General features: G+C 71.9%; 15 protein-coding genes and 1 other RNA gene. 6 read left to right on the forward strand and 10 right to left on the reverse strand.

Translation table 11 applies throughout. The features are described 5' to 3' along the window. The first annotated feature begins 170 nt into the window (after positions 1–170). A complete protein-coding gene (locus EDF20_RS03575) occupies positions 171–1,667 on the forward strand; it encodes a hypothetical protein (RefSeq protein ID WP_133737721.1) in 1,497 nt (498 codons plus the stop codon). Between the two features lie 195 nt (positions 1,668–1,862). Here the strand turns inward: EDF20_RS03575 and ssrA are convergent. The 8 genes from ssrA to EDF20_RS03615 all read right to left on the reverse strand — a co-directional run bounded on the left by ssrA (position 1,863) and on the right by EDF20_RS03615 (position 8,837). Next, positions 1,863–2,240, reverse strand: a transfer-messenger RNA (tmRNA) gene (gene ssrA / locus EDF20_RS03580). An 84-nt stretch (positions 2,241–2,324) separates the two neighbouring features. Continuing rightward, positions 2,325–2,801 (reverse strand): SsrA-binding protein SmpB, encoded by a 477-nt coding sequence (gene smpB / locus EDF20_RS03585; protein ID WP_123546410.1) that lies wholly within the window; start codon positions 2,799–2,801, stop codon positions 2,325–2,327. A gap of 154 nt (positions 2,802–2,955) precedes the next feature. Then, entirely contained in the window at positions 2,956–3,870 is a 915-nt protein-coding gene (gene ftsX, locus EDF20_RS03590) for a permease-like cell division protein FtsX (protein ID WP_133737722.1), read from the reverse strand. Further along, on the reverse strand, positions 3,867–4,610 hold the full coding sequence (gene ftsE, locus EDF20_RS03595; RefSeq protein ID WP_123547268.1) for a cell division ATP-binding protein FtsE: 744 nt from the start codon (positions 4,608–4,610) through the stop codon (positions 3,867–3,869). Before ftsE ends, ftsX begins: the two co-directional genes overlap by 4 nt. Positions 4,611–4,765: 155 nt before the next feature. Beyond that, positions 4,766–5,872 carry a peptide chain release factor 2 gene (gene prfB, locus EDF20_RS03600; protein WP_123546412.1) on the reverse strand — a complete coding sequence of 369 codons (1,107 nt, stop codon included), beginning with the start codon at positions 5,870–5,872 and terminating at the stop codon, positions 4,766–4,768. An 11-nt stretch (positions 5,873–5,883) separates the two neighbouring features. Continuing rightward, a complete protein-coding gene (locus tag EDF20_RS03605) occupies positions 5,884–6,489 on the reverse strand; it encodes a hypothetical protein (protein ID WP_133737723.1) in 606 nt (201 codons plus the stop codon). Between the two features lie 83 nt (positions 6,490–6,572). Then, the gene (locus EDF20_RS03610; RefSeq protein WP_133737724.1) at positions 6,573–7,112 is read right to left on the reverse strand and encodes a hypothetical protein; all 540 of its coding nucleotides are present in this window, start codon (positions 7,110–7,112) and stop codon (positions 6,573–6,575) included. Between the two features lie 558 nt (positions 7,113–7,670). After that, complete coding sequence (locus EDF20_RS03615) at positions 7,671–8,837, reverse strand: cysteine desulfurase family protein (RefSeq protein WP_133738096.1); 1,167 nt, start codon at positions 8,835–8,837, stop codon at positions 7,671–7,673. A 95-nt stretch (positions 8,838–8,932) separates the two neighbouring features. Here EDF20_RS03615 and glgX point away from each other — a divergent pair, with 95 nt between their 5' ends. The 5 genes from glgX (at position 8,933) to glgB (ending at position 16,922) form a co-directional block, all read left to right on the forward strand. Then, positions 8,933–10,987, forward strand: a complete 2,055-nt coding sequence (gene glgX, locus EDF20_RS03620; RefSeq protein WP_133737725.1) for a glycogen debranching protein GlgX — start codon at positions 8,933–8,935, stop codon at positions 10,985–10,987. Then, complete coding sequence (gene ybaK, locus EDF20_RS03625; RefSeq protein WP_133737726.1) at positions 10,984–11,511, forward strand: Cys-tRNA(Pro) deacylase; 528 nt, start codon at positions 10,984–10,986, stop codon at positions 11,509–11,511. Before glgX ends, ybaK begins: the two co-directional genes overlap by 4 nt. A gap of 10 nt (positions 11,512–11,521) precedes the next feature. Then, a complete protein-coding gene (locus EDF20_RS03630) occupies positions 11,522–11,848 on the forward strand; it encodes a DUF1294 domain-containing protein (protein WP_199732313.1) in 327 nt (108 codons plus the stop codon). Between the two features lie 392 nt (positions 11,849–12,240). Further along, positions 12,241–14,241, forward strand: a complete 2,001-nt coding sequence (locus tag EDF20_RS03635) for an alpha-1,4-glucan--maltose-1-phosphate maltosyltransferase (RefSeq protein WP_133737727.1) — start codon at positions 12,241–12,243, stop codon at positions 14,239–14,241. Between the two features lie 473 nt (positions 14,242–14,714). Then, a complete protein-coding gene (gene glgB / locus EDF20_RS03640; protein ID WP_133738097.1) occupies positions 14,715–16,922 on the forward strand; it encodes a 1,4-alpha-glucan branching protein GlgB in 2,208 nt (735 codons plus the stop codon). An 85-nt stretch (positions 16,923–17,007) separates the two neighbouring features. Here the strand turns inward: glgB and EDF20_RS03645 are convergent, their stop codons facing one another. Continuing rightward, the gene (locus EDF20_RS03645) at positions 17,008–17,988 is read right to left on the reverse strand and encodes a tetratricopeptide repeat protein (RefSeq protein WP_133737728.1); all 981 of its coding nucleotides are present in this window, start codon (positions 17,986–17,988) and stop codon (positions 17,008–17,010) included. Further along, positions 17,985–19,793: a hypothetical protein gene (locus EDF20_RS03650; RefSeq protein ID WP_123546421.1), complete on the reverse strand. Its 1,809-nt coding sequence runs from the start codon at positions 19,791–19,793 to the stop codon at positions 17,985–17,987. Before EDF20_RS03650 ends, EDF20_RS03645 begins: the two co-directional genes overlap by 4 nt. Positions 19,794–19,854 lie beyond the last annotated feature (61 nt).

A 19,854-nucleotide genomic window follows, 5' to 3' on the forward strand; every position in this document is an offset into this window, starting at 1 on the left:
CGTTCGAGGGCCGAGACCATCCGGCGACCACCCGACGGACCCGGAAATGGTGGGCGGATCTCCTTAGGCTCGTCACAGGGGCCTCGTCTGGGTGCCCCACGCATGTCCCCCGGCGCTGGGCTAGGGCGATGAGCACTGTCGCTCCATCTCCTACAGAAAGCACCAGGTACGTGATCACCAAGTTCTCTTGGCGTCGCGCGCTAGCCGTTCCGGCTGCGCTCTCGCTCGCCCTCGGTGGGGTCCTCCTCACCTCCACCGCCGCCTCCGCCGCTGTCGGCGACCTCGTCGTCACGAGCCCTGCGGAGGGGGCGACCACGACCTCCCGTGACGTGGACATCGTGGGCTCGGCCGTCGCCGGCTCGTCGATCCGTGTCTTCAGCGACACGACGCGCACCACCCTCCTCGGCTCGGCGACGACCGACCGCACCACCGGTGCCTTCACCGTCGACCTGCCTGCCTACGCGGAGACCGTGTCCTCGCGACAGAGCGTCTTCGTCGACGGCATCGCCGGCGGCAGCGGCTTCTCGGACGCCAAGACGGTGGCCTTCCGCCTCCCCATCTCGAAGTTCCTCACCGTCGCGACCCCGACGGAGGCCCAGGTGCTCGACACGCGCACCGTCACCTTCTCGGGCACCGCGTCCGAGGGCTCGACGGTCGTCGTGAGCAACGCCTCGGGCGAGCTCGGACGCCAGAACCTCGGCAACGCCACGTCGTACGCGATCACGTACACCTACGCCGACACGTCGGCGGCGGCCCAGTCGGTCACCGTGAACGGCACCCTCGGCGGCAGCGGCATCACCCCCGTGACCCGTGCGTTCTCGATCCCGGCGCCCGTCGTCGCGCCGGCCCCCGCCAAGGTGGTCGCACTCGACAGCCCCGTCGCGGGCTCCACGACCGCGAGCCGCACCGTGACGTTCTCGGGCACGGCGCCCGTCGGCTCCACGGTCGTCGTGAACGGCCCGACCGGTGAGCTCGGCCGTCAGAACCTCGGCAGCGGCTCGACCTGGTCGATCGTCGTCACCTACTCCGACACCGCCCCCGTCGCGCAGACCGTCACGGTCAGCGGCTTCGTCGGCGGCAGCGGCTTCGACAACACCGTGACGCGTGCCTTCACCCTGCCCGCCGTCGCGGCCGTCCCGGTCACCCCGACCGTGCTCGCCCCTCCGGTCATCACCTCGCCGATCCCCGACCAGGTCATCGTCGGTTCCGACGTCGTCATCTCGGGCACCGGCACGCCGGGCGACAACATCGCCTACGTGGTCTTCCCCAAGGGCCAGACGCCTGAGTCGTCCGCTGCCTTCGACGAGGCCATCGCCGACGAGAGCATCGTCGTCGACGCGGCAGGCAACTGGACCACCACCCTCCGCAACGTCGAGGCCGGCAGCTTCACCGTCGTCGCCTTCGCGTTCACGGTCGACGCCGACGGCGTCCTGACCGGCATCTCCGGCGATTCGAACTCGGTCGACTTCAGCGTCGTCGCCGCCACCGCGGTCGCCGCTGCCGTCACCCCCGTCCGTTCCCCGGGCGGCCTCGCCTACACCGGCTCGGACGACCAGGGCCTCGCGATCGGCCTGGGCGCTGCCCTGACCCTCGCCGGCGCCGGCCTCGCGTTCGCGGCTCGTCGCCGTGCGCGCCTCGCCCCCTTGTCGGTCACCGACTCGGAGTAGCACCGCACCACGCACACGGAGAAGGCCCCTGACCGCACGGTCGGGGCCTTCCTCGTGTTCTGGCACCGCGCCTCCTGCGGGCTGCCTTGCGGTGTGCAGCGGGCCGTGCGCCCACGGAACGACGAAGGCCCCCTCCCGAGATGGGAGGGGGCCTTCGACGTCGCGACGACGGAACAAAGTGTGACAACGACCTGGTGGTGGAGATGGGGGGAATTGAACCCCCGTCCATCGCTGAGATTGCACGCATTCTACGGGCGTAGCCAGATGAGACGTTCTGCTCGGCCCCGACCTTCGCTACTGGCTTCTAGGTCGACGAGCCCAGCCCGAGTGAAAGTCCCGCGTGACCCTCAGGCGTAGTCACGCAGCAAGCCCTCTAGATGACGTCAGGCTCTGGTTAGAAGGCGGTCACCAGACTGACGGACTCCATGTGGCTCTACTGCTTACGCAGCGAGAGCGAAGTCAGTGCGCTTGTTATTGGCACTTATTGTTTTCCAGAGATCGTTTACGAGATAACCCTGGATCCTCGGCCCGCTTCTCGTTCGCACACAGGCGATGTCGAAACCGATCATCCCCGTGAGGGGGCCGTTGTCACACTCTGTTGATCTATGAAGAACCGTTGTCGCTGTGGACGAGTCTACTCCGCCGGGCGGGACGGTTCTACTCGCCCAGGTGCTTCCGGGCCGACATCGCCGACTGCGCCTCACGGGTCGCCGTGCGCTCGCGCAGGGTCTGCCGCTTGTCGTACTCGCGCTTGCCCTTGGCGACCGCGATCTCGACCTTCGCCCGGCCGTCGCTGAAGTAGATCTTGAGGGGGATGACCGTGAAGCCGCCCTCCTTCGTCTTCTGCCCGATCTTGACGATCTGCTGCTTGTGCAGCAGCAGTTTGCGCTTGCGCCGGGGCGCGTGGTTGTTCCAGGTGCCCTCGGTGTACTCGGGGATGTGCACCGCGTCGAGCCAGGCCTCGCCGGCGTCGACGAAGGCGTAGCCGTCGACGAGCGACGCACGCCCCTGCCGCAGCGACTTGACCTCGGTGCCGCTCAGCACGATGCCCGCCTCGTAGGTGTCCTCGATCAGGTAATCGTGGCGCGCCCGACGGTTGGTGGCCACGACCTTCTCGCCGCGTTCTTTCGCCACGCTGTGCCTCCGGTCGTTCGTGTGGTGGTCTGCCCGCGATCAGGCAGCCTGTCAGTCTACACAGCCCGACGACGAAGGAGGCGCGGTGCAGGCTGACCTGCACCGCGCCTCCTTCATGGACCCGCTCGTCGGGGTGTCACGGCCCTCGGCGTCGCTAGACCTTGAGGTAGCGCCTGATGGCGACGTTCGCCGACAGCGCCGCCAGGGCGATGCCGATCACGACCACCACCGGCACGACGATCGCCGTCTCGCGCAGCCCGATGAACGGGGTCGACGCGAAGGTCGTCACGAGGTAGCCCTTGACGAAGAAGTTGACGATCGCGATCAGGGCGCCGCCCGCCAGCACCGAGCCCACCAACGCGGCGATCACGCCCTCGAGGATGAACGGGGTCTGGATGAACCTGTTCGACGCGCCCACCAGCCGCATGATGCCGAGCTCTCGCCGTCGGCTGAAGGCGCTGAGGCGGATGGTGGTGGCGATCAGCAGCACCGCCGCGATGAGCATCAGCACCGCGATGCCGATGGCCGTGTAGCTCGCGGCGTTGAGCACCGAGAAGATCGGGTCGAGGTAGCCCCGTTGGTCGACGACGCTCTGCACGCCGGCGAGGCTCGAGAGGCTCTCGGTGAGGACGTCCGACTGCGTCGGGTCCTTGAGGTTCACCCAGAACGTCTCGTTGAGGTACGAGGGCTGGACGAACTCGGTCGCGGGGCTGTCCGCGAACTGGGTCGTGAAGCGGTCGTAGGCCTCGTCCTGGGTCTCGAAGTACGACCGGTCGACGAACGGCGCGAGCACCTGGCTGCTGAGCTGGGCCTCGACGCCGTCGATCTGGTCCTGCGTGGCCTTGGCGCCCGTGCAGTTGCCGGTCGTGTCGGTCTCGGTGCAGAGGTAGACGGCCACCTGGGCCTTGTCGTACCAGTAGCCCTTCATCTGGTTGATCTGCAGCTGGAGCAGGGCCGCGGTGCCGACGAAGGTCAGCGAGATGAACGTGACGAGCACGACCGCGACGACCATCGAGACGTTGCGCCGGAGGCCGCTGCCGACCTCGCTGAGGACGAGTCCGAGTCTCATTCGTCCGCTCCCCTCAGGCTGAGGTCTTCGACACCGATGGCCTGGATGGGCACCGCCTGCGTCTGGTAACCGCCGTGGCGCTCGTCGCGGAGGATGTTGCCCGCCGACAGCTCGATCACGCGGCGCTGCATCTGGTCGACGATGCCGGCGTCGTGCGTCGCCATGATCACGGTGGTGCCGCCGGCGTTGATCCGCTCGAGCAGCGTCATGATGCCGGCGCTGGTCGAGGGGTCGAGGTTTCCCGTCGGCTCGTCGGCCAACAGGATCGAGGGCTTGTTGACGATGGCGCGGGCGATGGCCACGCGCTGCTGCTCGCCGCCGGAGAGCTCGTGCGGCAGGCGCTGCTGCTTTCCCACCAGGCCGACCATCTTCAGGACGTCGGGGACCGCCTCCTGGATGAAGCCCTTGCTCTTGCCGATCACCTGCAGGCTGAAGGCGACGTTGTCGAACACGCTCTTCTGCGGCAGCAGGCGGAAGTCCTGGAAGACCACCCCGAGGTTGCGGCGGAAGTACGGGACCTTGCGGCTCGAGAGCACGCCGAGCTTCTGCCCGAGCACGTGGATCTGGCCCTTGGAGGGCTTCTCCTCCTTGAGCACGAGGCGCAGGAAGCTGGACTTGCCGGAGCCGGAGGCGCCGACGAGGAACACGAACTCGCCCTTGAGGATCTCGAGGGTGACCGAGTTCAGTGCCGGCCGGGGGTTGCCGGAATACACCTTGGTGACTTCATCAAAACGGATCATGACGGGGATCACCCTAAGCGCGGGCTGTTCCGATCGCGGTCGCGACTCGCCCCTCGAACGGGCCTATGGAAGCGCTGGGAGAGCGCGGAGGAGGCGCGGTGCTGTCGCGCACCGCGCCTCCTCCATGACTCCCCCGCGCCTCGTTCGCGCCTGGCTCAGTCGTCGTCGCGCTTGCGCCAGCGGATGCCCGCCGAGATGAAGCCGTCGAGGTCGCCGTCGAACACGTTCGACGGGTTGTTGACCTCGTGCTCGCTCCTCAGGTCTTTCACCATCTGGTACGGCGCGAGGACGTAGCTGCGGATCTGGTCGCCCCAGCTGGCCGTGATGTTGCCGGCGAGCTCTTTCTTCTTCGCGTTCTCCGCCTCCTTCTGCAACAGGAGGAGGCGCGACTGCAGCACGCGCATCGCCGCGGCCCGGTTCTGGATCTGGCTCTTCTCGTTCTGCATCGAGACGACGGTGCCAGTCGGGATGTGGGTGAGGCGGACGGCCGAGTCGGTCGTGTTGACGCTCTGGCCGCCGGGGCCCGACGACCGGAAGACGTCGACGCGGATGTCGTTCTCGGGGATCTCGACCGCCTCCGTCTCCTCCATCAGCGGGATGACCTCGACCGCGGCGAAGCTCGTCTGGCGCTTGCCTGCGGCGCCGAAGGGGCTCATCCGGACGAGGCGGTGCGTGCCGGCCTCGACGCTGAGGGTGCCGAAGGCGTAGGGCGCGTCGATCTCGAAGGTCGCGCTCTTGATGCCGGCCTCCTCGGCGTAGCTCGTGTCCATCACCGTGGCCGCCATGCCGTGCTTCTCGGCGTAGCGCAGGTACATGCGGAGCAGCATCTCGGCGAAGTCGGCCGCGTCGACGCCGCCGGCCCCCGCACGGATGGTGATGACCGCGGGCCGCGGGTCGTACTCGCCGTCGAGGAGCGTCTGCACCTCGAGCGTGTCCATCATCTTCTGCAGGGCCTTGAGCTCGACCTGTGCCTCGTCGGCGGACTCCTGGTCGTCGCCGTCGTTGGCCATCTCGACCAGGACGCCGAGGTCGTCGAGGCGCTGCTCGGTGGTCTCGAGCTTCTCGAGCTCGGCCTGGCGGTGGCTGAGCGCGCTCGTGATCTTCTGCGCGTTCTCCGTGTCGTCCCAGAGGTCGGGCGCCGACGCCTGCTCGCTGAGCTGGGCGATCTCGGCGACGAGACGGTCTTGCCCGATCACGGCCCGGATGTCCTCGAACGTGGCCCGGAGGGCGGCAATCTGCTCAGAGAAGTCCAGTGCGATCATGGTGGTCGAGCTTACCGGGGTCGCGCGACGCCGGCCTCGCGGAGCGCCACGTCGGCGAGGCGGCGGACCACGACCGGGTCGCCCGCCCGCCATGACGCGACGGGGTCGGGCGAGACGGCGAGCGCCGCGCGGGCGTCGCGTCCGGTGAGGGCACGCAGGGCGAGCAGGTCCTCTCCCCCGGGCAGGGCGAGCAGCCCCCGCACCGAGGAGGCGCGACGCACGAACGCGACGCGCCCGCGCAGCCAGACCCACAGCACCACGGTGCTCGGCAGCCCGCCGACCAGCAGCCCGGCCACGAGCGCGGCGCGCCCCACGTCGTCCTGCTGCTGGCGGCCCGCGTCGACGAGCGTCTGGCCGGCTCCGGCCGCCCCGTCGAACGGCGCCGACGCGGCGCCGCCCAGCAGCGGGATGCCGCCCAGGACGCGCGAGGCGTCGTCCATCGTCCCCTGGAAGCCGGCCCCCGCCTCCTCGATCTGGCGCCCCAGCTCGGCGAGGCCGCCGACGAAGGCGGCGACGGCGAGCCCGAGCGCCACGAACACCACGACGAGCCCGACGGCGACGACGTCGCCGGCGACCTGGCGGGCACGGACGGCGTTCGACGCCGAGTAGATCTGCATCGCCCCAGTCTGCTGCCCTCCCTCCTGTTCGCGACCATGTGACGCGTCGGAGGCATCAGGACTCCGCTCATCCCTCGAAAGCGTCATCCAGATCGGCGGAGGTGCGCGCGGACCCGGGAGATGAGCTCCACGGCGGCTCTGCCGACCAGATCGTCGTCGCTCACCAGGACCACCCGCCAGCCGGCGTCCTCGAAGCGCTCTCGCCTGCGGAGATCCCGCCGCCACGTCTCGCGGTCGAGGCGGTGGTGGTCTCCCTGGAACTCGAGGGCGAGCTTCGCCCCCTCGTAGCTCAGGTCCGGCTTGCCGACGTACGAGCCGTCAGCGCCGAACTTCTTCAGGTTGACGTCCGGCTCCGGCAGGCCCGCCCTGATGACGAGCAGCCTCAGCATGGTCTCCCGGCGCGAGTCGACCCGGGGCCTCACGAGCTGCAGGGCATCCCGGAGACGGCCGATTCCCGGGCGACCGCGGGCGTCGGCTGCGGCAGCCGACAGCTCTGCCACGGGGATCCCCCTCGCCACCGGGTGCTGCGACCAGGTCCCTGCGAGTGAGTCGCCGACCTCGACGAGCTCGTCGAGGGACAGCTCGCGAGCCGCCTGGATCATCGCCGCCACGGGCGAGGCCACGGGCAGGTCGCCGAGCAGACGCGGCGCGTCGCTCGGGAACCGGTGCCCGCGGACTCCGGGACGACGGCTCTGCCGGGACTCGACGCAGGCGACATGCAGTGGCTCCGTGGCGAGTCGATGCGGGAGGGGGACGTCCCAGAGCGCCAGAGCCGTCACGTGCGCGAACGACTCGTCGTCCCGGAGGACGGGGAGGAGTTCGAGGCACCGTTCCACGAGGAGCGACGGTTGCGTGTCCGCGGTCGTCCGCACGCCGCGATGCGGCGACGACAGGTCTCGCGCCTGCAGTCGATCGGCGGAGACGCCTGCACGGCGGGCGGCGGACGTCGAGAACGGGCGCCTCACGAGCTCGGGCGGAAGGGGACGGCGTCGCATGACGCGAGGATCCACCTCGTGCGCGTCGCCGTCGACGGCACGTCGACCGCCCTGTGGGCGAACGCTCTGCCCCGTCTCCTGTGCGCGACCCACGGCAGCACATCGATGTGACGCCACGGAGGAGTGCTCGGGCGGCGCACCCCCTCGACGCGTCACATCGTTCGGGCGCGGGCGCGGGCGCGCGCGCTAGCGGGCGAAGGTCGCGGGCGCGTGCGCGGCGTAGCCGGCCCTGGTCGCGCGGGCGACCGCGCCCGGCAGCGCGGCGAGCAGCGCGTCGACGTCGGCCTCCGTGCTCGTGTGCCCGACCGTCATGCGGAGCGCGCCCCGCGCCTCCTCGTCGGTGAGGCCCATCGCGAGCAGGACGTGCGACGCCTCGGGGATGCCCGCCTGGCAGGCGGACCCCGTCGACACCGCGACGCCGGCCGCGTCGAGGAGGAACAGCAGCGAGTCGCCCTCGCAGCCGGGGAACGTGAAGTGCGCGTTGCCGGGGAGGCGGTCGACCGGATCGCCGCGCAGCACCGCCGACGGGACGGCGGCCTGCACCCCCGCGACCAGGCGGTCGCGCAGCGGCTCGTACGCGTGGTGCGGCTGCTCGGCGGCGACGGCGAAGGCGACCGCGGCCGGGCCGTCCTGGGTGCCCGAGCGCACCTGGCGCTGCTGGCCGCCCCCGTGGATCAGCGGCTCGACGGTCGCCGTGCGGGCGAGCACGAGGGCGCCGATGCCGATCGGACCGCCGATCTTGTGCGCGGACACGCTCAGGGCGGCGAGGCCGCTCGAGCGGAAGTCGATCGGCACCTGGCCGTACGCGGCCACCGCGTCGCAGTGCACGGGGACGCCGTGGGCGGCGGCGAGCGCCACGACCTCGTCGACGGGCTGCAGCGTGCCGACCTCGTTGTTGGCCCAGAGCAGGCTGACCAGGGCGACGTCGTCGTGCTCGTCGAGGGCTGCCGCGAGCGCGTCGACCTCGAGCCGGCCGTGCTCGTCGAGCGGGAGCCAGGTGACGACGGCGCCGTCGTGCCGCTCGAGCCACTCGACCGCGTCGACGGTGGCGTGGTGCTCGCCGGCGGGCACGAGGAGGCGCGGGCGCGGCCGGTCGGCCTGCCTCGCCCACCAGAGGCCCTTGACCCCGAGGTTCACGGACTCGGTGCCGCCGGAGGTGAAGACGACCTCGATCGGCTCGCAGCCGAGGGAGGCGGCGACGCGCTCGCGTGCCTCCTCCAGCACGCGCTTGGCGCCCTGGCCGGCGGAGTGGATCGACGAGGGGTTGCCGACCGTGCCGAGGGCCGCGGCGTACGCGGCGATCGCCGCGGGGTGCATCGGCGTCGTCGCCGCGTGGTCGAGGTAGACGACGATGGGGGCGCCTCCTGTCGGTCGGTCGTTCGGTCGGCGCGAGGGCCGTGCCGACCCTCGTCGCGGGCCCGTGTCGGCCCTCATCTACTGTAGGTCCCGTGCCCGACATCGACCCCCTCGCCGACCTCGGAGTGCGCCAGGGGCCGGACGGGCCGACGCTCCGCGTCTTCTCGTCGTCCGCCGAGCGCCTCGAGGTCGTGATCGACGACGCGCCGCACGACCGGGTCGTCCCCCTGACCTGCGACGAGCACGACGTGTGGAGCGCGACCGACGCGGCGCTGACGCCGGGCCGGCGCTACTGGCTCCGCGTCGACGGGGCCGACCACGCCGACGGGACGGCGGGCGACACGGCCCGTGCCGACGGCGTCGAACCGCCCGCCCTGCTCGACCCCTATGCCCGCGGCCTCGGCCGGACAGGCCGCGGCGAGCACCGCACCACCGTGATCGACGAGTCGTTCGACTGGGGCGGCATCGAGAAGCCGCGCACCCCGCTCGACCGGGTGGTCGTCTACGAGGCCCACGTCCGCGGCCTGACCCGGCTCGCGCCGTTCGTCCCCGACGAGCTGCGCGGCACCTACGCCGGGCTCGCCGCCGACACGACCATCGCCTACCTGAAGGGCCTCGGCGTCACCGCCCTCCAGCTGCTGCCGGTGCACCAGCACGTCGACGAGCAGCGCCTCGTCGCGCAGGGCCTCGAGAACTACTGGGGCTACAACACGCTGTCCTACTTCGCGCCGCACGCCGCCTATGCGAGCCGCGACGCCCAGCTGGCGGGCGCCTCCGCTGTCGTGCGCGAGTTCAAGGGCATGGTCCGTCTGCTGCACGAGGCGGGCATCGAGGTCTGGCTCGACGTCGTCTACAACCACACCGCAGAAGAGGGCGAGGACGGCGGGCCCGTCACGAGCCTCCGCGGCCTCGACTCGACCGCCTACTACCGGCACGACTCCGAGGGCCGCCCCGTCGACGTCACCGGCTGCGGCAACTCGCTCGACACGAGCCACCCTGCCGCGCACCGCCTCGTGCTGGACTCGCTGCGCTACTGGGCGAACGAGATGCAGATCGACGGCTTCCGCTTCGACCTCGCCGCGACGCTCGGCCGCGACGCGGGCCACGTCTTCGACCCCGAGCACCGGCTGCTGCACGACATCGTCTCCGACCCGGCCCTGGCGGGCGTCAAGATGGTCGCCGAGCCGTGGGACGTCGGCGCCGGCGGATGGCAGACCGGCGCGTTCCCCGACGGGTGGATCGAGTGGAACGACCGGTTCCGCAACCGGGCCCGCGACTTCTGGCTGACCGACGTCTCGACCGCCAGGGCGCAGGGCACTCCCCCGACCGGCGTCGGCAGCTTCGCCTCGAAGCTGAGCGGGTCGAGCAACGTCTTCGCGCACGACCGCGGGCCGCTCGCCGGGCTCAACTTCGTCACCGCTCACGACGGCTTCACCCTGCTCGACCTCGTCTCGCACGACGCCAAGCACAACCTGAGCAACGGCGAGCAGAACCGCGACGGCACCGACGACAACCGCTCGTTCAACCACGGCGTCGAGGGCCACAGCGACAACCCGTGGATCAGCGACGCGCGACGCCGCTCGATGCGGAACCTGCTGGGGACCCTCTTCGTCTCGGCGGGAGTGCCCATGCTGACGGCCGGTGACGAGCGCGGCCGCACCCAGCGCGGCAACAACAACGGCTACTGCACGGACAGCGAGCTGACCTGGGTCGACTGGGCGACGCAGCCCTGGCAGCAGGGAATCCACGACGACGTGGCCGCGCTCGCGCGGATCCGCCGGGAGAACCCCGCGCTGCGTCCGATCCGCTTCGGCCTCGAGGGCGCCTGCACCCTCAGCGCCAACGACATCACCTGGGCCGACGCGTCCGGCGCCGAGATGCGGCAGGACGAGTGGGAGGACCCGGACGTCCGCACCCTGCAGTACGTGGCCCGGTCGACACCCGAGCACGAGGCCCCGAACACGGTGCTCGTGCTGGTGCACGGAGCCGAGTCGTCGGCGTCCGTGCGGCTCGCCCCCGCCGAGGGCGTCGCCGGCTGGGAGCCGCTCTGGTCGAGCGACGACTCCGCCGAGCTGAACCCCCTCGAGCCGGGCGACGAGGTGCTGGTGTCGGGCCCCACGGTCGTGATCTTCCGGGCCGTGCCATGAGCGAAGGCCGCAGCAGCGGCAGCCGCGGCAGCAGCCACCGCGCGCCGTCGGGCGCCGGCACCCCGGCGACGGTCGCCCTGACCGCGGCGGGCGTCCCGTTCACGGCGCACGCCTACGAGCACCACGACACCGCGACGAACTTCGGCGAGGAGGCGGCGGCCGAGCTGGGCCTGTCGGAGGACCGCGTGTTCAAGACGCTCGTGGCCTCTGCCGACGACGAGCTCGTCGTGGCGGTCGTGCCGGTCGCCCGGCGGCTCGACCTCAAGGCACTCGCCGCCGCGGTCGGCGCGAAGAAGGCCCGGCTCGCCGACCCTGCCGTGGCCGAGCGGCGGACCGGCTACGTCGTGGGCGGCATCAGCCCGGTGGGGCAGCGCACGACGCTGGCGACCGTCGTCGACGCGAGCGCCGCCTCATTCGACAGCGTCTTCGTCAGCGCCGGGAGGCGCGGGCTCGACCTCGAGATCGCCCCCGACGACCTGGTGCGCGCCACCGGGGCGCGGCTGTTGCCGATCGCCCGCGACTGACCTGGCCACCGTGACCGACCCGGCCAGCATGACGGACCCCACGACCCTCTGGGCCGTCGTGGCCGTCGCCGCGGCGCTGCTCGCGCTCAACGGCGTGACCGTCCTCGTCTACGCGCTCGACAAGCGGGCCGCCCGGCGAGGGGCCCGTCGGGTGCCCGAGCGCACGCTGCTGACGCTCGGCCTCGCTGGAGGCTGGCCGGGCGCGATCGTGGCGCAGCGGCGGCTGCGGCACAAGAACCGCAAGCGGTCGTTCCAATCGTCGTTCCGGCTGACGATCGCGCTCAACCTCGCGATCGTCGTGGTCGCGGTGCTCGTCGTCCGCCTGCTCGCCGGCTGAGTCCGCGGGGCACGGCGATCAGGGCGAGCGGGGGCCGCTGCCGGCGACCGGACCGGTTCGGGCCGGGTCCGGGCGCGCTGCAGCAGCGTCCCGTGACGGCACCCACGGCGATCGACCGGGGTGACGGCAGGACGGTGCCCGTCGTGCTGACGAGCGTGTCGAGGGCGCCGGGCTCTCGGGGCGGATCGCACCCCGGGCGGGCAGGCCGCGTCGACAGATCCGACTGTACTGGTCCCCCTGATGGCGGACAAGACAATTCGATGCGATCGCATCCACCCAGTTGAGGGGCCAGGGGGTTCGTCGCCGGCTGGGCGTCGCACTCCACCCGGCCGCCCCCGCCGTCCCCGAGGGAGGCGGTACGCGGGGCCTCCAGACCGGGTAGCGTCGCCCCCGTGGCGACAGCATACGAACCCAGAGTCGGGCGGATCCCCGTCACGGCGCTCTCCCCGACCACCCCCGACCGGGACTTCCCGACGAAGGCCTTCGCCGGAGAGGTCGTGCCCTTCGGCGCGACCGTCTTCCGCGAGGGGCACGACGTCGTCGGCGCCGACCTGGTCCTGACCGACCCCTCCGGGTCCGAGTCCCGGCACCCGCTCGTCGCGGGCCTGCCCGGCACCGACCGCTGGACGACGGAGGTGCAGCTCGAGACGGAGGGCGACTGGACCTGGCAGGTCGAGGCGTACACCGACGACTGGGCGACCTGGCTGCACACCGCCGAGATCAAGGTCCCGGCCGAGCTGGACGTCGAGGTCACCTTCGCGCTCGGCAGCCGCCTCCTCGCCGCCGCCGCCCCCGGCTACCCCGACACGACCCTCGTGCGGGACGCCGCGAAGGCCCTCGCCAACGAGGCGCTCTCGCCCGGCTCGCGACTCCGCGTCGCGACCGACGCGCGCCTCGCCGCCGTCTTCGCCGCGAAGCCGATGGCCAGCCTGGTCACGCGCAGCGCCCCCGAGGAGCTGCGCGTCGAGCGCAGCCGCGCCGCGGTCGGCAGCTGGTACGAGTTCTTCCCCCGCAGCGAGGGCGCCAAGAAGCTGCCCGACGGCACGTGGAAGAGCGGGACGTTCCGCACCGCCGCCCGCCGCCTCCCCGCCATCTCGCGGATGGGCTTCGACGTGCTCTACATCCCGCCCGTGCACCCCATCGGCACGACGTTCCGCAAGGGGCCGAACAACACGCTCACCGCCGGGCCGAACGACCCGGGCTCGCCCTACGCGATCGGCTCGCCCGACGGCGGCCACGACGCGGTGCACCCCGACCTCGGCACGCTCGCCGACTTCCGCTGGTTCGTCGACACCGCCAAGAACACGGGCCTCGAGCTGGCGCTCGACCTGGCTCTGCAGTGCTCGCCCGACCACCCGTGGGTCACCGAGCACCCCGAGTGGTTCACGACGCTGCCCGACGGCACGATCGCCTACGCCGAGAACCCGCCGAAGAAGTACCAGGACATCTACCCCCTGAACTTCGACAACGACTACGAGGGCGTCAGCCGCGAGGTGCTGCGCATCGTGCGGCACTGGATCGAGCTCGGCGTCACGATCTTCCGCGTCGACAACCCGCACACGAAGCCGGTCCGCTTCTGGGAGTGGCTGCTGCACGAGGTGCGGCAGACGAACCCCGAGGTGGTGTTCCTCTCCGAGGCCTTCACCAAGCCGGCCATGATGCAGGCGCTCGCCCGCGTCGGCTTCCACCAGTCGTACACGTACTTCACCTGGCGCAACGAGAAGTGGGAGCTCGAGGAGTACCTCGACGAGCTGTCGAAGGAGACGAGCGCCTGGCTGCGCCCGAACCTGTTCGTCAACACCCACGACATCCTCACCCCCTACCTGCAGTACGGCGGTCGCCCGGCGTACAAGGTGCGGGCCGCGATCGCCGCGACGGCGTCACCGACCTGGGGCGTCTACTCGGGCTACGAGCTCTTCGAGGACGTCGCCCGCCCGGGCTCGGAAGAGAACATCGACAACGAGAAGTACGAGTACAAGCCGCGCGACTGGGCCGGCGCGGAGGCGGAGGGCGCGACCCTCGCCCCCTACCTGACCCAGCTCAACCGCATCCGCAGCTCGCACCCGGCCCTCCGCCAGCTCCGCAACCTCGACCTGCACTCGAGCGACGACGACGCCGTCCTCGTCTACTCGAAGTACCTGTCGCGGGCGCACACGCGCAGCGGCCGCGCCGACGCGATCATCGTCGTCGCCAACGTCGACCCCCACTCGGCCCGCGAGACCACCGTGCACCTCGACGTGACGAAGTTCGGGCTCGTGCCCGGCGGCACGTACACGGTCCGCGACCTCATCACCGGCCAGTCGTGGACCTGGGGCGACGACAACTACGTGCGCCTCGACGCCTTCGTCGAGCCCGTGCACGTGCTGTCCGTCGACCTCACCCGAGCGCCGTAGGAAGGCGACCCACCATGAGCATCTTCTCCCGCCACGGCTCCTCCCGAGACGACGACCGCCGCGAGCCCGTCCAGCCCGAGCCTGCAGCCGCAGAGCCCGTCGTCGCCGAGCCGGTCGCACCCGAGCACGCCGCTGCCGAGCCCGTCGCCGCCGAGCCGGTCACCTCGGTGGCCGACGAGAACGACCCGCCCGTCACGGCCGAGCCCCCGCTCCCCGCGGAGGAGCCGGCAACGAACCACGAGCCCGACGAGCTGTCCAAGAGCCACGAGCCCGACGAGCTGTCCACGAGCGCCGAGCCCGACGAGCCGTCCACCGCCGACGACCCCGACGAGCCGTCCGACCCGGCGGAGGCCGACGAGCCGCTCCTGGCCTCGCCCGTGCCCGCCCCGGTCCCGACCGAGGAGCGCCCCGTCCTCGACCTCGGACCGGCGAGCCCGGCCGAGCCGGCCGAGCCAGCCGATGAGCGCACGCTCATGCACGAGGACCCGACTCCTCCCGACGTGCGCCGCGAGCCCACGGCGTCGGCCCCGCAGCTCCCCGTGCTCGACGACGCCGAGGTGCTGGCCGCGGCCGAGGGCCGCCACGCCCACCCGCACGCCGTCCTCGGCGAGCACACCGTCGACGGGGTCACGGTCGTGCGCGTCGTCCGTCCGCTCGCCGGCTCCGTCAGCGTGACGGGCGCCTCCGGCGAGGCCGTCGTCCTCGAGCACCACGCGCACGGGCTGTGGCAGGGCGTCGCCCCGGCGCCGCTCGGCGGCTACCAGGTGACCGCCGAGTACGACGGAGGCGCCCCCTGGGTCGCCGACGACCCGTACCGGTTCTCCCCCACCGTCGGCGACCTCGACCTCTACCTCTTCGGCGAGGGCCGTCACGAGCAGCTCTGGACCGTGCTGGGCAGCCACGTGCGCGAGCACGAGGGCGTCCGCGGCACCTCCTTCGCCGTCTGGGCCCCGCACGCGCAGGCGGTCCGCGTCGTCGGCGACCTGAACGGCTGGTGGGGCGACCGTCACGCGATGCGCCGCCTGGACGACAACGGCGTGTGGGAGCTGTTCGTCCCCGGCGTCGACCAGGGCTCGTACAAGTACCAGATCCTCACGCCCGACGGCGAGTGGGTCGAGCGGGCCGACCCGATGGCCCGACGCGCCGAGGTCCCCCCGGCCACCGCCTCCGTCATCACCGAGGCCGGTCACGACTGGGGCGACGACGCCTGGCTCGAGCGCCGTGCGGCGAGCGACCAGCACGCCGGCCCGATGAGCGTCTACGAGCTGCACGTCGGCTCGTGGAAGCCCGGCCTCGGGTTCCGCGAGCTGGCCGACCCGCTCGTCGACTACGTCACCGCGCTCGGCTTCACGCACGTCGAGTTCATGCCGCTCGCCCAGCACCCGTTCGGCGGCTCGTGGGGCTACCAGGTCACGGGCTACTACGCGCCGCAGAGCACCTGGGGCTCCCCCGACGACCTGCGCTACCTGATCGACCGGCTGCACCAGGCCGGCATCGGCGTGATCGTCGACTGGGTTCCCGGCCACTTCCCGAAGGACGAGTGGGCGCTCGGCCGCTTCGACGGCCGCAGCGTCTACGAGCACTCCGACCCGCGTCGTGGCGAGCAGCCCGACTGGGGCACCTACGTCTTCAACTTCGGCGACTCGCAGGTGCGGAACTTCCTGGTCGCGAACGCGCTGTACTGGTTCGAGGAGTTCCACGTCGACGGCCTCCGCGTCGACGCCGTGGCCTCGATGCTCTACCTCGACTACAGCCGCGACGACGGCCAGTGGCTGCCGAACGAGCACGGGGGCCGCGAGGCCACCGAGGCGATCTCGTTCCTGCAGGAGACCAACGCCACGGCCTACCGCCGACACCCCGGCATCGTGATGATCGCCGAGGAGTCGACCAGCTGGCCCGGCGTCTCGCGACCCACCAGCGAGGGCGGCCTCGGCTTCGGCCTCAAGTGGAACATGGGCTGGATGCACGACACCCTCGACTACGTCGAGAAGGACCCGCTGTACCGCTCGTACCACCACGGCGAGATCACCTTCTCGTTCCACTACGCGTGGAGCGAGAACTTCATGCTGCCGATCAGCCACGACGAGGTCGTGTACGGCAAGGGCTCGCTCTTCGAGAAGATGCCCGGCGACGACTGGCAGAAGCGCGCGAACCTCCGCGCGTACCTCGCCTACATGTGGGGGCACCCTGGCAAGCAGCTGCTCTTCATGGGATCCGAGTTCGGCCAGCCGACGGAGTGGAGCCAGGAGCTCGGCCTCGACTGGTCGGTGCTCGACCGACCGCAGCACCAGCAGGTCTTCGACCTCGTCAGCCGACTGAACCAGGTGTACAAGTCCGAGAGCGCACTCTGGGCCCATGACTTCGACACCGAGGGCTTCGAGTGGATCGACGGCGGTGCCGGCGAGCAGAGCGTGGTCGCGTTCCTCCGCAAGTCGGGCTCGGGCGACTCGCTCGCCGTGCTGGCGAACTTCTCCGGCCAGCCGCAGCGCATGCGCTTCGGCCTGCCGGAGGCCGGCACGTGGGACGAGGTGCTGAACACCGACGCGACGATCTACGGCGGCTCGGGCGTCGGCAACTTCGGCGCCGTCACGGCGGTCGACAGCCCGTGGGCCGGGCGTCCCGCCTCCGCGGACGTCCAGCTGCCGCCGCTCGGTGTCGTCTGGCTGAAGCTCCGCCGCTGAGCGGCCGCGTCGCTCCTCCCCCGGGGCGACGTGCGCGAAGGGCCCCGACGACCTGGTCGTCGGGGCCCTTCGTGCACGCTGCGGATCAGTACAGCAGCATCGTCAACCGACGCCGGGCGGCGGCGACGCGGGGGTCGTCCAGCCCCACGATCTCGAAGTAGTCGAGGAGGCGGGTGCGGGCTGCGTCCTTGCCGGCCGCGTCGAGCGACGGGAAGACCGTCAGCACGCGGTCGAAGGCGTCGTCGACGTGGCCGCCGCTGACGTCGAGGTCGGCCACGGCCAGCTGGGCGTCGACGTCGGTCGGCGCCGCGGCGGCCGCGCCACGGACGTCGGCGATCGTCACGCCCTGCAGGCGGGCGATCAGCGACACCTGGGCGAGGCCCGCGACGGCCAGCTGGTCGCGCGGGTCCTGGGCGATGGCCGTGCGGTAGGCGGTGATCGCCGCGTCGTAGTCGCCCCGGTCGATCGCGTCGTAGGCGTCCTGGTGGTGCGGCGGCAGGGGCTCGGGCTCGGGCGTCTGGCCGTCCTCGGAGGCCGCGGCACCGTCGACCACGGCCGTCCCGGTGACGCCGTTCTGGGCGGCCAGCTGGAGCACCTGCTCGAACACGTCGCGCACCTGAGCCTCGGGCAGCGCGCCCACGAACAGCTGCACGGGCCGACCACCGATGACGGCAGCCACCGCGGGGATCGACTGCGCCTGGAACGCCTCGGTCAGCTGGGGGTTCGCGTCGACGTCGACCTTGACGAGCAGCAGGCGGCCCGCGTACTCGGCCACGAGCTTGTCGAGGACGGGCGAGAGCTGCTTGCACGGCCCGCACCACTCGGCCCAGAGGTCGACGATCACGGGGACCGTGTTGCTCAGCTCGAGCACCTGGGAGAAGGTCGCGTCGGTCGCGTCGACGACGAGCGCGGGGACCGCGACGGCGGCGCCCGGGGCGCCGGCAGGCTGGCCGGGTGCCGTCGGCTGCGCAGGAGCGCCAGCGGCGGACGGTGCGGGCCGGTTGACGAGGGACGACAGGTCGACCGCCCCTCGGAGGCCGGCGGGGACGGGGGGAAGGCCGGTCACGGCAGCTCCTTCGCTTGGATGAGTGCCTGGCTGAAGCCGAGCAGGACGATCTTGTCGTCGCTGCCCACGGGAGGCACCTGGAACAACAACTGGACACCGTAGGTCGCCTCGATGCCCTTCTTGGACGTGTCGAGGCCGAGCAGGGACTTGACGACGCCCTGCGGCTCGACGCTCGCGCCCTCGGCGGTCGGCTTGACCGTCTCGACCTCGTTCAGCGCCACCGAGACGAGCGCCCCGGCGTCGTTCGTCGCGAAGGCCACCGCGTCGTCCTCGACGGGGGTCGACGAGAACTCGATGGAGGCGGTGGTCGGCAGGGCCGTCCGCTTCGCGTCCTTGTAGGCCTTGCCGATCTTGTCCCGCAGCGTGTCGCCCTCGCCCTGGAACTGCGGTGCCCACTGGCTCTCGTCGCCGTTGCGGAGGATGTCGCCGTAGGCCTCGGCGAGCTGGTCCGGCCGCAGGGTGAGGAGCTTGACGTCCGGTGCGAGCCTCGCGGCCCCGATGGTGGCGGGCGCGACCGTCGGCAGGGTGGCCTGCGCCTCCAGCGACTGGGCGTACTCGACCTTGTACGGGTCGCGAGCCGTCTCCTGGAGCAGCGTCAGGGCGACGGGCGCCTTCGTCGCGTCGGCGTCCTGGACGACCGTGAAGAGGGTGCGCGGCCACGTGTCGGACTGCTGGGGCAGCGTGAGGGTCACGTCGCCGGCGGGGATGGCCAGGGGGCCGGCGGCCGCGGCGTCCTTCGCCCGGATGACGTAGTCGGCCTGGCGCTGCTGGAGCGCGGGACCGGTGAACCGCGTCTCGGCCAGCGCGGCGTCGAGCGCGCCGTCCGCCTGCGCCGCGACCGCCGCGATGCGCTCGACGATCCGCTCGGCCTGGGCGACCGTGACGACCGGGGGCTGCACGCTCGGGGCGTCGTCCTCGGCGTCGGCGCCGTCGGTCGGGGTGGCCGTCGGGGTCGCCGTCGCGGACGAGCTCGCGCCCGCGCCCTCGGCGGGGGCCGGCCAGTAGTCGGCGGAGCAGCCGGCGAGGGCCAGCGAGCCGACGAGGAGGACGGGCACGACGGCGACCGATCGGCGCGTCCGGCCGCGACGCGCGCCGGACGACGCCGAGGCGTCGATCGACTCGGGGGTCCCCGCCTTGAGCGCGCGGCGGCGGGACGGCCGGGAGAGCTTCGGGCGCGAGCCGTCGCTGGAGGTGCGGCGGGGGCCGCGGGTCCGGCGGTGGTGCACGATCGCCCAGATGTAGAGGAGCACGCCGATCAGCAGCGTCAGGAGGCCGCCCACGATCAACGGACCGGCGGTGGGGGTCGCCTGGGAGAGCGGCCAGGTGACCGCGAGGTCCGCAGGGGCCGGCGCGGTCCCGTCCGAGACGACGACGAGCGACACGTCGTCTGGCGCGTCCAGGGAGAAGGTCAGGGGGCTGCCGCTGTACTGGTCGTACCAGAGGTCGGAGTCGGCCGGGTCGGGCACCGCCGTCTCGTCGCCGGCGACCGTGCGGGTCGTCAGCTCGCCCGCGTCCGCGTCCCACTCGACGAGGTTGTAGTCGGCGTCGCCGACCCAGCCGAGCACGTCGGAGGTGCGGCCGGTGGCCGCGAACGCCGTGTCGGCTCCGTCGATCGAGACTGCCTGACGCCCCTCGCGCCCGTGCAGGGCGCTGGCGGGGACGACGGTGACGGTCGCCTCGGAGGAGCTGGTCGACACCGAGGACGAGACGCTCGACGGAGGCGCGAACACCGTGCGCTGGGCGAACCCGAGGGCCACCATCAGCGCCGCGAGCACGACGACGACGACAGCGATGATGAAACGCACGTTGTTTTCTCCCTCCGTGCCGCCATCCCGGTCGGGTGGGAGCGCCGCGGCAGACGCCGAC

This window comes from Frigoribacterium sp. PhB116, assembly GCF_004364285.1.
Taxonomy (GTDB): domain Bacteria; phylum Actinomycetota; class Actinomycetes; order Actinomycetales; family Microbacteriaceae; genus Frigoribacterium.